Genomic DNA, 13,855 nt, shown 5'->3' on the forward strand with positions numbered 1-13,855 from the left:
CCCTCACCGCACCCGATAGCCCGGCGACATCCGCGCCTCGACGAGCGAGACCAGCCCGTACATGAGGGCGGCGACCACGCCGATCACGATGAGCGAAGACAGCACCAGCGTGAAGTTGAACACCTGAAAACCGTAGATGATGAGATACCCGAGCCCGCGCTTCGCCGTCAGAAATTCGCCGACGATGACGCCCACCCACGACAGGCCGACGTTCACTTTGAGCGCCGACACGATCGTCGGCAGCGATGCGGGCAGAACCGCGAGGCGGAACACCTGCCAGCGCGTGCCGCCGAACAGCCGCACGACCTTCAGATAGTTCGCGTCGATCTCGCGGAAGCGGCCGTAGATGGTCAGCGTCGTGATGATGATCGTCACCGCCACCGCCGTCATGATGATCGCGAGATACCCCGGCCCGAAGCCGACGATGAAGATCGGGCCGAGCGCGACCTTCGGCAGACTGTTCAGCACGACCAGGTACGGGTCCAGCACGCGCGCGGCGACCGGAAACCACCAGAGCAGCGCGGCCAGCAGCGTCCCGCCCAGCGTGCCGAGCACGAAGCCCGCGGTCGTCTCGATGACCGTCGTCATCACGTGCGGCAGCAGCGTCCCGGAGGCGGCGAGATCCGCGAGCGTCCGCGCGATTTTGGTCGGATGGCTGAACAGGAGCTCGTCGAGCCAGCCGTACCGGACGGCCGCCTCCCACAGGACGAGAAAAGCGGCGAGCAGCACGGCCTGCAGGATTCCGACCAGCAGCGAGACGCGCGCGGCCTTCGCGCGGTACCTGCGCTCGAGTTCGCGCATCCAGCCCGTATCCCGCCTATCCGGCATGGCCTGCATTCCCTCCTTCCGGTTCCCGGATCAGGCTCCGCAGCCGTTGGAACAGCGGGCCGAAATCCGGATCCCATCGCGCTTCCGAAGGCAGCCTCGTGCGGATCGACGCCGGCACGTCCAGCACGGACCGGATGCGGCCGGGCGAAGCTTCCAGAATGACGACGCGGTCGCTCATCGCGGCGGCCTCCTCCAGATCGTGCGTCACGAGCACGGCCGTCACGCCGCGCCTGCGCACCGTCTCCCACACGAGATCCTCGAGCTGCAGCCGGATGAGCAGATCGAGCGACGAGAACGGCTCGTCAAGCAGCAGCACCTCCGGCTCCCGGGCGAGCGTGCGCACGAGCGCGGCGCGCTGCCGCATGCCGCCGGACAGCTCGTGCGGATAGCGGCGCGCGGTGCCGGCGAGGCCGAATTCGGCGAGCAGCCGGTCGATCCGCCGTTCCGCTTCCGGACTGCGCTCGCCCGCGATTTCGAACCCGATCAGGGCGTTGTCCCGGATGTTCCGCCACGGGAACAGATAGTCCTGCTGGAGCATGTAGCCGATGCGCGGATCCGGGCCCGTGACCGCCTCTCCGGCGATCTCCACCCGGCCCCGCGAAGGACGGATCAGGCCGGCCATCAGATTCAGGATCGTCGTCTTGCCGCAGCCGCTCGGGCCGACCAGGCTCACGAATTCGCCCGTGGCGACATCAAGATTGAGGCCGTCCACCGCCAGCAACGCTCCCGCGGGTCCGACATAGGCGTGCGAAACGCCGGACAGCCGAAGCATGACGTCCATCCGCGTCCCACCTCCGCTCTCCGCCTTGCGTCCGCGCGCCGGTCATCGGCCGAGCGCCTTCCCCGCGAACGAATTGTCGACGATCGCTTCCAGCGGCGTCCGCTCCGTGATCTCGCCGGCCTGCTCCATGATGTCCAGCAGGTTGTTCCATTCCTCCTCGTCGATCATGCCGCCGACGGCGTACGATTGCTGCGCCTTGTACCGCTCGATGACGCTGACCGCGATGTCCCGTTCCGTTCCTTCGAAATACCCGAGCACCGCGTCCGCGATCTCTTCGGCCGGCCGTTCCTCGACCCATCGCTGCGCCTTCGTGATCGCGTTCGTGAACTTCTGGATGGTCTCCCGGTTGCGCTCGATGTAGCTCTTCTTCGCCATGAACACCGTGTACGGCAGCCGGCCGCTCTCCACGCCGAACGACGCGATGACGTAGCCCTTTCCTTCCTTCTCGAAGATCGATGCCTGCGGTTCAAACAGCTGGACGTATTCGCCCGTGCCCGATGCGAAGGCCGCCGGAATGTTCGCGAATTCGACGTTCTGGATCAGCGTGAGATCCCGATGGGGATCGATGCCGTGCTTGCGCAGCGTGTACTCGCCGGCCATCTGCGGCATGCCGCCCTTGCGCTGGCCGAGGAACACGGCCCCCTTCAGGTCGTCCCATTCGAAGTCGTCCCTTCTTTCGCGGGCCACGAGGAACGTACCGTCGGTCTGCGTCAGTTGCGCGAAGTTGATGACCGGATCGTCCGCTCCCTGCTGATAGACGTAGATCGACGTCTCCGAGCCGACCAGCGCGATGTCGATGGCGCCGGACAAGAGCGCCGTCATCGTCTTGTCGCCGCCGGCCGTCGTCTGCAGGTCCACCTCCAGCCCCTCTTCCGCGAAAAATCCCTGGTTCAGCGCAACATACAGCGGAGCGTAGAAAAGCGAGCGCGTCACCTCGCCCACTCGCACCTTCTCCGTCCCCTTCGAACCATCGCTGCATCCCGCCGGCAGCGCGGCGATCAGCGCGGCCGCAAGAAGCCATCCGAATCGCGATCGCTTGAACATGCATGTTCACCGCCTTTGCCTACCGGATTGAAACGGGTGTGCTACAGCCTATTCTCCAGGCGGAAGGTTGGTGTATCGCGGAAAGGCTTTCGCAGCGAAAAAAACCGGCCGCTCCGCCGGCGTGAAGCCGGCGCCGCGGCCGGGTCATGCGCCCGGATTACAGCCGGTAGATGTCGCGGTATTTCCGTTCGAGATAATCGGTCAGATGCTGCGGATCGAGCGGGCCGCCCGTGACGCGCCGCACGATCTCGCCGGGCGTCTCGAGCTTGCCGTACCGGTAGATGCGCTCCGCGAGCCAGTCCAAGATCGGATGCAGCCGGCCGGTTCCGACGAGCTCCCACATCTCCGGCATGTCGCGCTCCATCGCGGCGGCGAACTGCGCGGCGTACATGTTGCCGAGCGCATACGACGGGAAATAGCCGAACGCGCCGCCCGACCAGTGGACGTCCTGCAGCACGCCTTCGGCGTCGTTCTTCGGTTCGACGCCGAGATATTCCCGGTACTTCGCGTTCCAGATTTCCGGAAGATCCGCCGCCCTGAGGCCCCCGTCGAACAGCATCTTCTCGATCTCGTACCGGATCACGATGTGCAGATTGTACGTCAGCTCGTCGGCCTCGATGCGGATGAGCGACGGCTCGACGATGTTGATCGCCCGGTAGAACGTCTCCGCGTCGGTATCCAGCCGTCCGGGGAAATGCGCCTTGAGGTCGCCGAAATAGCGCCTCCAGAACGGCCGGCTCCGGCCGATGATGTTCTCCCAGAAGCGCGACTGCGACTCGTGGATGCCCATCGACGTGCCGGTGTAAAGCGTCGTACCCGCGAGTTCGGGATCGATGTTTTGCTCATAGAGCGCATGGCCGCCCTCGTGTATCGTGCCGAACAGCGCGCTCGCCACATCATCCTCGAGGTAGCGCGTCGTGATGCGGACGTCGCCGGGCCCGAGCCCCGTCGCGAACGGATGGACGCTCTCGTCCAGCCGGCCGGCCTCGAAATCGAAGCCCATCTCCTTCAGGATGAAGAGGCTGAACCGGCGCTGCGCCTCCGGCTCGAACGTGCCCCCGAGGACCGACCGGTCCGGCTTCGCGGGCGATTCGGCGATCGCCGCCGCGAGCGGGACGAGCTTGTCCCGCAAGGATCCGAACAGCCGGTCGAGCTCGTCGGTCGTCATGCCCGGTTCGTACTGGTCGAGCAGCGTGTCGTAGCGCGTCCCCTTCACGCCCCAGAGGTCGATGAACCGGTTCGTGTAGTCGATGATCTTCTCGAGGTACGGCCGGAAACCGGGAAAATCGCTCCGCGCCTTCGCTTCCTCCCAGAACGCTTCCGCCTGCGAGGTCAACACGACGTATTCGCGGTACAGCTCCGGCGGAATCCGCCGGTTCCGCTCGTATTCCTTCGCCGTCTCGTCGACCAGGCGGCGGTCGATGCGGGACAGGTTCCCGTACGTTTCCGGCTCGCGGAGGCGCGCCAGCAGCTCTCCCATCTCGTCGGAGACGGCCAGCCTGAACGATTCCTCCGAGAGCACGCCGACCGCCTCCGAACGGGCTTCGATGCCCTTGCGGGGCGCGCCGGTCCGCATGTCCCAATAGGCGAGCCCGATCACTTCCTCGTAGCTCTTGATTTTCCGTATCAGCCCGCGGAATCTGGCAAGCGCTTCCTCGCCGGTCATACGATCAACCGCCTTTCCGGATTTCGGTTCTCCACTTGATGATACGTCCGCGCCCGACGTATAATCAACCTTGATTTTTGCCGGCTCCCGGCCGGGAAAGGAGCTTGCCGATGCGCGTCGACGTGACGCCGGAAGCCGCCGCGCTGCTGTCCGCGATGCCGGGCGTCGGACGGCGGCTGAGGCTGGTATATGATACGGAAGGCTGCGGCTGCGCGGTAAACGGCGTTCCCGCCCTGCTGGCGGTGGACGGGCCGGAGCCCGGGGACATGGAGGCGGAGACGGACGGGCCGTTCGCGATCGGATACGATCCGCGGCACGAAGTGTTTTTCGAAGACCGGCTCGTCATCGACCGCGCCCCGGACGGCGAAGGCCTCGTGCTGCGCGGCGAAGGCCAGATTTACACCCCGCATCTCAGGATCGGTGTTCCGGTCCGCCAAATGGAAGGGTGAGCCCATGAACCGACTGGAATCCATTCTCGAGCACAACCGCCGGTTCGTGGAGAACCGAGAATACGAAGCGTACCGGACGGACCGCTGGCCGGACAAGAAGATGGTCGTCGTCACCTGCATGGACACGCGGCTGACGGAACTGCTGCCGCGCGCGATGAATCTGCGCAACGGCGACGCGAAGATCATCAAGAACGCCGGCGGCATCGTCACGCAGCCGTTCGGCAACATCATGCGCAGCATTCTGATCGCGCTCTACGAATTGCGGGCGAGCGAAGTGTTCATCGTCGGACATCACGATTGCGGCATGACCGGCCTCGATCCGCAGACGGTGCTTCGTCACATGCGCGAGCGGGGCATTCCCGACTCGACGATCGGGATGCTGGAAAACGCGGGCATCCGGCTCGACCGCTGGCTGACGGGCTTCGACAACGTGCGCGAAAGCGTCGAGCAAAGCGTCCGCATCGTCAGCCGCCATCCCCTGCTGCCGCCGGGAACGGCCGTGCACGGCCTGATCGTGCACCCCGATACCGGCAAGCTCGACCTCGTCGTGGACGGCTATGCCGGGCGGACGACGTAGGATACGGGCTTTTCGGAAGCCGGATCGCGCCGCGTGTCCGGGCGGAACGGGCGGATCGACGGGACCGTTCCGAATGCCCGGCCGCGGTTCGATTCCGCCGTTCTTTCCTCCGCCGTCCTTCCGCGGCTTCAGCGCCGCCCGCCGCGCGCGGCTGCCCGCTCTTCGGCCGCCCTCGCCCGCGCTTCGATGACGTCCGACCGGTCGCGCAGCGCGTGCCTCCGGACGATCGCGTCCTCGAGCGGATCGTCCGCCCCCCAGGCGAGCCCCCGGCGCAAGGCCCGTTCCTTCAGTTCCTTGAGCAGCGCCTCGTCCCGGATCGGCAGATTGACCGCCCGGTAGGCGGCGCCGGCGCCTTCCGCCTCCAGCCGCCGCGCCGATCCGGCGGCGATCTCCCGAACCGCTTCGCCGTCCAGCCCGAGCCGGTCGAGCGCCTCCGGACGAAGCTTCGCCGCCGCGCCGCGGTACATCTTGAGCGCGCCGGACGCGTTGCCGCGCCGGTGATGGTACAGCGCGACCGCAAGCTGGATCAGCCCGACCCACACCTCCCGGTCCGGATCGCCGGCGGGAAGGGATTTCCAGTAGGCTTCCAGCACCTCGTGGCACTCGAAATAATCGCGCGTTGCATGAAATTCGAACAGATAATCCCGGTATGCTTCCGGATAGGTTGCCATGGCCGATCACCTGCCGGGTTCCGGCTTCGCGCCGGAACCGGAATTGGATGAAACCCGGGACCCGTCCCGGACGTATACGAACATGATACCAGAAGCAAGCGAATGACGGGGAGGCACCACACACCGATGAAGGCTTCATTCTGGACAAAAGCGTTGCTCACGCTGACCGTATTCGCCGTGTTCTTCGCCGCGGCGGCCGACGACGCGGACGCGCGCCGCGGCCGGTTCGTCGCGCCGAAGAAGACGTACACCGAACAGCCGAAGAAGGCGCAGGAGCCCGCCGGCACGGTAAACCGCGCCGATTCCGGGACGAACCCCGGCGCGAAGGCGGGCGCGCATCCGACCGGCGCCGCCGGCACCGCCGGAACGAAGCGCGGTTCCTTCGGCGACGGCGGCTTCCTGAAGGGGCTCATGATCGGCGGCCTCGCCGGCTTCCTGTTCGGCAGCCTGTTCGCACACATGGGATTCCTGGGCGAACTGCTCGGGCTGATGATCAACCTGCTCGCGATTTACTTCCTGTTCGTGCTGGTCCGCGCCGCGTACCGCCATTTCCGCGACCGCAGGCCCCCGCGGCCGCACGAGACGGGGAGACGGTACTGAGTCATGCGGCTGTCGATGGACGAGATCGTCAACGCGGTCTGCCTTCATTTCGCCGAGCGCAAGGGCGTGAAGCCGACCGACGTCGAAGTGCAGCTCCAGTGGGACGAGGATTACGGCTATACGGCCGAGGTGTGGGTGCTCGGCCGCAGCCAGTACATCGTCGAGGCGAATCTGCTCGAGGCGATCGAGCGCTACCTGTTCACGGAATACGGCATGCGGGTGTATCGCGACCAGATCCGGCTCGGGCTGGACGAAGAGATCTACGCCGACATCACGGAGTGACGCCGGCCGCGATCCCGCCGCCCGGCGACGGCCGTCCGGTTCATCGGAAGAGGACCGGGCGGTCCTTTTTTTTCTTTTTTATCGTGCTCGAAGCACAAAAGAAACCGCGGGGACCTGTCTTCGCCAGCGCAATCTTGCGCCCCGTGTTCCCTCCTTCGGCTCCCGCAGCTCGCAAGAAAGAACATTTTCCACAGCAACATTCCTTCTCCAACCGCGTTTAACTTGTCAGATTCCCAAACGGCCGGAAAAAGGATGGTGAACCGGGATTGGCACTTCGCGTCCTGAAGGCGGTCCTCGCGCTGCTCGTGATGCCGTCGCTCGGCCTGCAGGCTGCGCATGCGGCCCATGCGGCGGCGAGCGCGGCCAACATCACGAAATATCGCGTCTACCAGAACGACAAGCCGCTCATGGAATTCGCCTCCGAATCGCAGGCGATCGCCTATGCGAAGCAGTACGCGTACAGCCGCATCGAGAAGATCGCCGACCGCACCTGGATATGGCACAACTACCCGCGATTCGCGGTCTATGTCGACGGCGTGCTCGAGCCGGGCATGCTGTTCCGCACGTACGACGAGGCGAAGCGGGCGGCCGCCGGCAGGCTCGACGTCGCGATCCGCGATCTCGAGAAGCCCGGCTGGGTCGAGTCGAATTTCGCGCGTTACCGCGTCTACCAGGGGCACAAGACGTTCCCCGGCTGGACCTTCGCGACGCTTGCGGAAGCGAAGAAGCTGGCCAACCGCTACAAGAACGCGCACATCATCGACCTGGACACGAACGACTGGATATGGGACAACCTGACGGAGGAGGAAGAAGCGGCCGAACGGAAGAAGGTGCCCGCCTACGCGGTGATCCTGAACGGCGAAACCGTCGGCGAACCGTACGGCTTTCTGCGCGACGCGATCCGGGCGGCGAACGGCATCGCGGGCAGCGAGGTCGTCCACCTCGGCACGGGGGCGGTCGTCCATTCGACCGTGCCGCCGTACGCCGTCTTCCAGAACGGCAAGGAGCGGAAACGGTTCTTCTCCATCCGTGAAGCCGTCGTCTACGCGAAGACGCTGGCCGGAGCCGAGGTGATCCGGGACGGCAAGGTGTACTGGACGAACGTCCCGTACTACCGCGTCTGGCAGGGCGAGCGCGAAGTCTGGCGGTTCCACGGGCTGGACGAAGCCGTCCGGAACGCCCGGAAGCTCGCGAACGCGTCGATCCGAACGGAGGAAGGCAAGGTGCTCTGGAGCAACGCGAGCCGGCTGCTCTATCTCGGATGGAACGGTTCGTCGAATAAGGACACGATCCTGGCCCAGGTCGCCAACACGCAGGGGCTCGACATCGATTCGCCGACCTGGTTCCAGCTCGCCTCGGCGGACGGCGCCCTGGAGGACCGGTCGGACGCCGCCCTCGCGAAGGAGCTGAAGTCCCGCGGCATCCAGGTCATGCCGCTCGTGCACAACGGGTTCGACCGGAAGATGACGAGCGCGTTCCTCGCCAACGAAGCGGCGCAGCGGACATTCATCGACGCGCTGGTCAAACGGCTGGCCGAACTCGGCGCCTACGGCGTCAACGTCGATTTCGAGGAAGTGGCCGCGGCGGACCGCGACCGGTTCACCGCCTTCGTGCGGAAGCTGGCGGATGCCGTCCACGCCCGGGGCATGAAAATCTCCATCGATCTGATCCGCGGCGACAGGGCGTGGAACCACCTGACCGCCTATGACCAGGAGAAGATCGGGAAAGCCGTCGACTACATCGTGATCATGGCCTACGACCAGTACTGGCGCGGCAGCGCAAAGCCCGGTTCCGTGTCCGGGCTGGCCTGGACCGAACAGGGCATCCTCGACTACCTGTCGTACGGGATTCCCCGCTCGAAGCTGTTCCTCGGCGTGCCGCTCTATGTGCGGGAATGGAAGGTCGACGCCTCGGGCAACGTGCTCGATTCGCGGGCGATTTTCATGAAGGACATCCCCGCCCTGCTGGCGGAGGTCGACGCGCGGGTGGTCTACGATCCCGCGTTCGGACAGATGAAGGTGACGTACGTCAGGAACGGACAGACCTACGTGTTCTGGATGGAGACGGAAGAGACGATCAAAGCGCGGGTCGATCTCGCGAAGAAATACGATCTGGCCGGCGTCGCGTTCTGGCGCCTCGGCTACGAACCGCGGGAGCTTTGGACGAAGCTGCTCCGGCAGAAATGACGGACAAGTACATGCCCGCACCCTTTCCGTGCGCGTCGGCGCCGCCGCCGTTCGCCGGTCCCGGCCGCGCCGCGCCATGATGGCATCGGGCGGAACCGGCCGTGGTGCGCGCCGCCCGTCCCGTCGGCACCATACGGAGGGCCGTCATATCCGTCAAAAAATGGGCCCGCGGTCATCCGCGGGCCCGCGCCGTATCGGGCGGCTTACGATTTGAAAAATTCGATCCGTTTCTTCAGGTCGGTCGAATGCTTCTGCAGCTGCTCGGACGCCGATGTGATCTCCTCCATGAGCGCGTACTGCTCCTGCGTCGACGCGAACACTTCCTGCGCCCCGTCCCGGATCTTCTCCGCGATTTCGACGACCGACCGCGCCTCGGCGAGCGTGCTGTTCATCTGCTCCGCCTGCATCACGGCCCGCTTCGACGCCTCGATGACGATCTGCCGCACCCTTTCCGCTTCTTCGGCGATCAGGCGCAGCGCCTCCGCGGACTTCTCGCCGTGCTCGGATTCCTGCTCCGCCACTTCGTACTGTTCGGAGATCTGTTCGACGACCCGCCGGATATCCTGCTGGATTTGCTCGATCAGTCCGCGGATGTCCTGCACCGACTCGGCGCTTTGCTGCGCCAGCTTGCGCACGGCCTCGGCGACGACCGCAAACCCCCGCCCTTCTTCGCCGGCCCGCGCCGCCTCGATCGACGCGTTCAGCGAGAGCATGTGCGTCTGGTCGGCGATCCCGGCGACGACCTCGGAGATGTTGCCGATCCGATTCGCCTGCTCGTCCAGCCGGCGGACGGTCTCGATCGACTCGCGGTTGAGCCGGGCCATCTTCCGCATCCCTTCCACGAGCGATTCGATCGCCTCGCCGTTCTCGCGGATCGTCCGGTCCATCTCCTGCACCGAACGCTGCGCCTCTTCGGCCATCCCGCTGATCTCGTTCGCGGCCTGCGACGCCAGTTCCACCGACCGGAACATGACGGACGTCGAACGGGACTGGTGTTCCGCGCCTTCGGACATCTGCTCCACGCGTTCCGTGATGTTCTGGATGTGACGGGTCGCCTGCTCGATCGCGTTCCCGAGCTCGCGGACATGCAGGTGGGTTGACCTGTAGTTTTCCGAAATTCCCTCGACGATCGTGCGGAGCTGCGTGACCATCTTGTCGAAGGCGAGGGCAAGCGCGCGAAGCTCGTCGTCGGAACGCGGCGGCACCACCTCGACATTCAGCCAGCCCTCCGCCACCCGGTTGGCCGACTCCATGAGCGCCCGGAGCGGCTTGATCAGGTACCTCGCGGCCATCCAACCCAGAAACCCGGTCCAGAAAATACCGAGGAGCAGCGTGATGACGACGAACCAGAATTCGGATATGTATTCATCGAAATAGTCCATCAGCACCAGGATGAAGAACGCGCTGGTTCCGTACGTTACCGCCGATACTGCCGTGATGCCGAGCACGACTTTTTTCATGATCCCGAATCTGAATTTCATGCAGACTCCTCCCGATGACGCTTTTCACTAACGGTACCACTATCTGTTTTATTCGTCGAAAACGGTCGAAACCCTCTTGATGCCGTCACGAAAAAACGGATCTTTTGTCCGACGCGGATTGCGGCTTTCGGCATATTGCGCCATCCTGAGGCCGTTTGGGCTGCCGGGAAGCGCGCTTTCCGGCCGCCGGCTGCATCCGGTTCCCGGGGGAGCGGATTTGCCGGGAATGCGCCGCGATTGTCCCCGCCCGCGCCGATCCGCTATAATAATGCCATTGCGAAGCGCGCGGGAGGCCGGGCGGCGGATGCCGCCCGGCCTGCCAGCGGCGAATAACTTACGGAACCCGGGGATGATCAACCCGATGTACATCGCGGATCAATGGAAGGATTACGAAGTGATTGACGCCGGAGGCGGCGAGAAGCTCGAACGGTGGGGAACGGTCATCCTGCGCCGGCCGGACCCGCAAATCATTTGGCCGATCGAACGGGAAACGGACGAGTGGCTGCATCCGCACGCCCGCTACCACCGCAGCTCATCCGGCGGCGGGCATTGGGAATTCCGGCGCGCACTGCCGGAGCACTGGAACATCCGGTACGGCAGGCTGACGTTTCTGATCCGGCCGACCGGCTTCAAGCATACCGGCCTCTTTCCCGAGCAGGCGGTGAACTGGAACTGGATCATGGACAAGATCCGAAGCGCCGGCCGCCCGATCCGGCTGCTCAACCTGTTTGCCTACACGGGCGGCGCCACCCTGGCTGCCGCCGCGGCGGGCGCCGCCGAGGTCGTCCACGTGGACGCGGCGAAGGGGATGGTGCAGTGGGCGAAGGAGAACGCCGTCCTCTCCGGGCTTGCGGATCGTCCGATCCGCTACATCACGGACGACGTGTTCAAATTCGTCCGCCGGGAAGAACGGCGCGGGCGCAGGTATGACGCGATCGTGATGGATCCGCCGTCCTACGGGCGCGGCCCCGGGGGCGAGATGTGGAAGCTCGAGACGAGCCTCCACCCGCTCCTGGAATCGTGCCTCCGGATTCTGTCGGACGAGCCGCTGTTCGTCCTCGTCAACGCCTACACGGCCGGCCTGTCTCCCGCCGTGCTCGACAATCTGCTGCGCATGACCATCGGCCGCAAATTCGGCGGCAGCATCAGCACCGGCGAGATCGGACTGCCGATCACCCGCTCCGGCCTCGTGCTGCCGTGCGGCATCCTCGGCCGCTGGGAGGCGTCATGACGGCCGCGGGAGGCGGCGCGCCCGCGATCGAGGTGCTGTACGAGGACAAACACCTGATCGCGGTCGTCAAGCCGCCCGGCATGCTGTCGCAGGCGGACGGGAGCGGCGCCCCGGACATCCTGACGGCCGTCAAGGCCGACCTGAAGGCGCGCTACGGCAAGCCGGGCAACGTCTTCCTCGGGCTCGTGCACCGGCTCGACCGGCCGGCCGGCGGCGCGATGCTGCTCGCGAAGACGTCGAAGGCCGCTTCGCGGCTGTCCGAAGCGGTGCGGAACCGCACGTTCGTGAAAGGCTACATCGCCTGTACGGAAGGCGTGCCTTCCCCGCGCGAGGCGACGCTCGTCCATTATCTGCGCAAAGACCCGAGGACCAACACCGTAACCGCGCATTCCCGGCCGCTTCCGGACGCGAAGGAAGCGTCGCTGTCCTATTCGGTCGTCGCCGCTTCGGGCGGCCGCGCGCTCGTCGCCGTCCATCTGCACACCGGGCGTCCCCACCAGATCCGGGTGCAGATGGCCGCGATCGGCTGCCCGCTCGCCGGCGACCGGAAATACGGAGCTCCCGGAAGCGCCTGGGCCCACGACACCGCGGCGCTCTGGTCGGCCTACATCGGCGTCGTCCATCCGGTGGCGAAGGAATGGCTCGAGATCCGGTCCCTTCCCCCGCGCGAAGGCGTCTGGGCCTCCTGGCCCGATTCGGCGTGGGCCGCCGCGGCCGGCGCGTTCCCGCCCGAAGGGGCGGGCATGCGATGAGCAGGCGCGGTCTGGCGTTTCTCTGGCTGACGATGTCGCTCGCCGGTTTGGCGCTCATCCTCGCGCTGGCCGTATGGCTCGGTCCCGCCGACCGGCCGGAAGCCGACGGCACGGCGAACCGCCCGCCCGGTGAAGAAACGAACGGCGCGGTCGGCGATTCGACCGGGACCGGGCAGGCGGATGCACCGCAGGAGCCGGACACGGTTCCCCCGCCCGGCCTGCCGGGTTCGGAAACGCCGGCGGAAGGCCTGCTCGCCGCGGTCGGCGACATCATGATGCACATGCCGCAGCTTCCGGCGTATTACGATCCGGACACCAACCGGTACGACTTCTCCCCCTTTTTCACCGAAGTGAAGGCGCTGATCGCGGAAGCCGACTGGGCGATGGCCAACCTCGAGACGACGCTGTCGGCCGATGGCGACTATTCGGGCTATCCCCGTTTCAGCTCGCCGCACGAGCTGGCGGCTGCGCTGAAAGATGCCGGCTTCGACATCGTCACGACCGCGAACAACCACGCGCTGGACCGCGGCGTGCCCGGCGTGATGCGGACGCTGGAGTTTCTGCGCGCTCAGGGCCTCGTCACGCGCGGCACGTACCGCTCGCCGGAGGAAGCGGCCGAACCGACGATCATCGAACGCAACGCGATCCGCCTCGGCCTCCTCGCCTACACCTACGGCACGAACGGCATTCCGGTGCCGAAGGATATGCCCTGGCTCATCGATCTGATCGACGAGGAGCGCATTGCGCGGGACATCGCGGCGCTCCGGGAAGCGGGCGCCGACTATATCGCGATCGCGCTGCATTTCGGCACGGAATATCAGACGGAACCGTCCAAAGAGCAGAAACGACTGGCGCGCAGACTGATCGCGGCCGGAGCCGACCTGATCGCCGGCTCGCATCCGCACGTCATCCAGCCTTACGAGATCGTGGAAGCGACGGACGCGGACGGTTCCGTGCGGCAAGGCGTCATTCTCTATTCCATGGGGAATTTCATCTCGAACCAGCGCGGGGATACGAAGGAATACGGCGTGCTGTACCGAATCAGGCTTCGCAAGGAAGAAGGCGTGACGCGGGCGACGGACGTGGAACCGGTCATCACGTGGGTGCATCGTTACAAAGCGGAAGGCCGCAATCATTACCGGATCCTGCCCGTCGAGCGCGTGCTTGAGGAGCGGAACGATCCGCTGCTGACCGGGGCCGACTATGAACGGTTGGCGAACGATCTCGGGGCGATCCGGAAACGGTTGCCCGTCCCGGACGGAACGCAGGGAAACGGAACATTCAGGGGGACGGAACACGAAGGGTGA

Annotated in this window: 14 protein-coding genes; 8 read left to right on the top strand and 6 right to left on the bottom strand. The window is 65.7% G+C overall.

Annotated features, from left to right (window positions below; translation table 11 throughout):
* Window positions 1–3: 3 nt before the first annotated feature.
* From A9Z00_RS02540 to A9Z00_RS02555, 4 genes are all read right to left on the bottom strand, one after another.
* Window positions 4–837, bottom strand: a complete 834-nt coding sequence (locus tag A9Z00_RS02540; RefSeq protein ID WP_483316254.1) for an ABC transporter permease — start codon at window positions 835–837, stop codon at window positions 4–6.
* Window positions 818–1,609, bottom strand: coding sequence for an ABC transporter ATP-binding protein (locus tag A9Z00_RS02545; protein ID WP_296974006.1), 792 nt, complete (start codon window positions 1,607–1,609; stop codon window positions 818–820). Before A9Z00_RS02545 ends, A9Z00_RS02540 begins: the two co-directional genes overlap by 20 nt.
* 42 nt (window positions 1,610–1,651) lie before the next feature.
* The gene (locus A9Z00_RS02550) at window positions 1,652–2,653 is read right to left on the bottom strand and encodes an ABC transporter substrate-binding protein (protein ID WP_296974008.1); all 1,002 of its coding nucleotides are present in this window, start codon (window positions 2,651–2,653) and stop codon (window positions 1,652–1,654) included.
* Window positions 2,654–2,810: 157 nt separating this feature from the next.
* Window positions 2,811–4,319: a carboxypeptidase M32 gene (locus tag A9Z00_RS02555; protein ID WP_296974011.1), complete on the bottom strand. Its 1,509-nt coding sequence runs from the start codon at window positions 4,317–4,319 to the stop codon at window positions 2,811–2,813.
* 110 nt (window positions 4,320–4,429) lie between these two features.
* Between A9Z00_RS02555 and A9Z00_RS02560 the strand changes: the two genes are divergently transcribed.
* A complete protein-coding gene (locus tag A9Z00_RS02560; protein WP_296974013.1) occupies window positions 4,430–4,768 on the top strand; it encodes an iron-sulfur cluster biosynthesis family protein in 339 nt (112 codons plus the stop codon).
* A 4-nt stretch (window positions 4,769–4,772) separates the two neighbouring features.
* The gene (locus A9Z00_RS02565) at window positions 4,773–5,345 is read left to right on the top strand and encodes a beta-class carbonic anhydrase (RefSeq protein WP_296974016.1); all 573 of its coding nucleotides are present in this window, start codon (window positions 4,773–4,775) and stop codon (window positions 5,343–5,345) included.
* 128 nt (window positions 5,346–5,473) lie between these two features.
* Here A9Z00_RS02565 and A9Z00_RS02570 read toward each other — a convergent pair whose 3' ends face one another.
* Window positions 5,474–6,016 carry a DUF309 domain-containing protein gene (locus A9Z00_RS02570; protein ID WP_296974018.1) on the bottom strand — a complete coding sequence of 181 codons (543 nt, stop codon included), beginning with the start codon at window positions 6,014–6,016 and terminating at the stop codon, window positions 5,474–5,476.
* 126 nt (window positions 6,017–6,142) lie between these two features.
* On the opposite strand from A9Z00_RS02570, the gene A9Z00_RS02575 reads away from it, so the two are divergent.
* The 3 genes from A9Z00_RS02575 to A9Z00_RS02585 all read left to right on the top strand — a co-directional run bounded on the left by A9Z00_RS02575 (window position 6,143) and on the right by A9Z00_RS02585 (window position 9,084).
* Window positions 6,143–6,616: a hypothetical protein gene (locus A9Z00_RS02575; RefSeq protein ID WP_296974021.1), complete on the top strand. Its 474-nt coding sequence runs from the start codon at window positions 6,143–6,145 to the stop codon at window positions 6,614–6,616.
* Between the two features lie 3 nt (window positions 6,617–6,619).
* Window positions 6,620–6,898, top strand: a complete 279-nt coding sequence (locus A9Z00_RS02580; protein ID WP_296974024.1) for a YxcD family protein — start codon at window positions 6,620–6,622, stop codon at window positions 6,896–6,898.
* A 266-nt stretch (window positions 6,899–7,164) separates the two neighbouring features.
* A complete protein-coding gene (locus A9Z00_RS02585) occupies window positions 7,165–9,084 on the top strand; it encodes a glycosyl hydrolase family 18 protein (RefSeq protein ID WP_296974025.1) in 1,920 nt (639 codons plus the stop codon).
* 203 nt (window positions 9,085–9,287) lie between these two features.
* Here the strand turns inward: A9Z00_RS02585 and A9Z00_RS02590 are convergent, their stop codons facing one another.
* Entirely contained in the window at window positions 9,288–10,565 is a 1,278-nt protein-coding gene (locus A9Z00_RS02590; RefSeq protein ID WP_296974028.1) for a methyl-accepting chemotaxis protein, read from the bottom strand.
* Window positions 10,566–10,926: 361 nt separating this feature from the next.
* Between A9Z00_RS02590 and A9Z00_RS02595 the strand changes: the two genes are divergently transcribed.
* Genes A9Z00_RS02595 through A9Z00_RS02605 form a run of 3 tightly spaced genes read left to right on the top strand, consistent with a single transcriptional unit; the run spans window position 10,927 to window position 13,855 of the window.
* Window positions 10,927–11,796 carry a class I SAM-dependent methyltransferase gene (locus tag A9Z00_RS02595; protein WP_296974029.1) on the top strand — a complete coding sequence of 290 codons (870 nt, stop codon included), beginning with the start codon at window positions 10,927–10,929 and terminating at the stop codon, window positions 11,794–11,796.
* A complete protein-coding gene (locus A9Z00_RS02600; RefSeq protein ID WP_296974031.1) occupies window positions 11,793–12,548 on the top strand; it encodes an RluA family pseudouridine synthase in 756 nt (251 codons plus the stop codon). Before A9Z00_RS02595 ends, A9Z00_RS02600 begins: the two co-directional genes overlap by 4 nt.
* Window positions 12,545–13,855 carry a CapA family protein gene (locus A9Z00_RS02605; protein ID WP_296974033.1) on the top strand — a complete coding sequence of 437 codons (1,311 nt, stop codon included), beginning with the start codon at window positions 12,545–12,547 and terminating at the stop codon, window positions 13,853–13,855. The genes A9Z00_RS02600 and A9Z00_RS02605 overlap by 4 nt, the downstream gene beginning before the upstream one ends.

Origin of the sequence: Thermobacillus sp. ZCTH02-B1 (assembly GCF_002159085.1) — a bacterium.
Lineage (GTDB): Bacteria > Bacillota > Bacilli > Paenibacillales > Paenibacillaceae > Thermobacillus.

What these genes read in the sequence shown, in the direction of transcription:
- A9Z00_RS02540 (WP_483316254.1), bottom strand. Translation starts at nt 837, where the DNA reads ATGCAGGCCATGCCGGATAGGCGGGATACGGGCTGGATGCGCGAACTC.
- A9Z00_RS02545 (WP_296974006.1), bottom strand. Translation starts at nt 1,609, where the DNA reads ATGGACGTCATGCTTCGGCTGTCCGGCGTTTCGCACGCCTATGTCGGA.
- A9Z00_RS02550 (WP_296974008.1), bottom strand. Translation starts at nt 2,653, where the DNA reads ATGTTCAAGCGATCGCGATTCGGATGGCTTCTTGCGGCCGCGCTGATC.
- A9Z00_RS02555 (WP_296974011.1), bottom strand. Translation starts at nt 4,319, where the DNA reads ATGACCGGCGAGGAAGCGCTTGCCAGATTCCGCGGGCTGATACGGAAA.
- A9Z00_RS02560 (WP_296974013.1), top strand. Translation starts at nt 4,430, where the DNA reads ATGCGCGTCGACGTGACGCCGGAAGCCGCCGCGCTGCTGTCCGCGATG.
- A9Z00_RS02565 (WP_296974016.1), top strand. Translation starts at nt 4,773, where the DNA reads ATGAACCGACTGGAATCCATTCTCGAGCACAACCGCCGGTTCGTGGAG.
- A9Z00_RS02570 (WP_296974018.1), bottom strand. Translation starts at nt 6,016, where the DNA reads ATGGCAACCTATCCGGAAGCATACCGGGATTATCTGTTCGAATTTCAT.
- A9Z00_RS02575 (WP_296974021.1), top strand. Translation starts at nt 6,143, where the DNA reads ATGAAGGCTTCATTCTGGACAAAAGCGTTGCTCACGCTGACCGTATTC.
- A9Z00_RS02580 (WP_296974024.1), top strand. Translation starts at nt 6,620, where the DNA reads ATGCGGCTGTCGATGGACGAGATCGTCAACGCGGTCTGCCTTCATTTC.
- A9Z00_RS02590 (WP_296974028.1), bottom strand. Translation starts at nt 10,565, where the DNA reads ATGAAATTCAGATTCGGGATCATGAAAAAAGTCGTGCTCGGCATCACG.
- A9Z00_RS02595 (WP_296974029.1), top strand. Translation starts at nt 10,927, where the DNA reads ATGTACATCGCGGATCAATGGAAGGATTACGAAGTGATTGACGCCGGA.
- A9Z00_RS02600 (WP_296974031.1), top strand. Translation starts at nt 11,793, where the DNA reads ATGACGGCCGCGGGAGGCGGCGCGCCCGCGATCGAGGTGCTGTACGAG.
- A9Z00_RS02605 (WP_296974033.1), top strand. Translation starts at nt 12,545, where the DNA reads ATGAGCAGGCGCGGTCTGGCGTTTCTCTGGCTGACGATGTCGCTCGCC.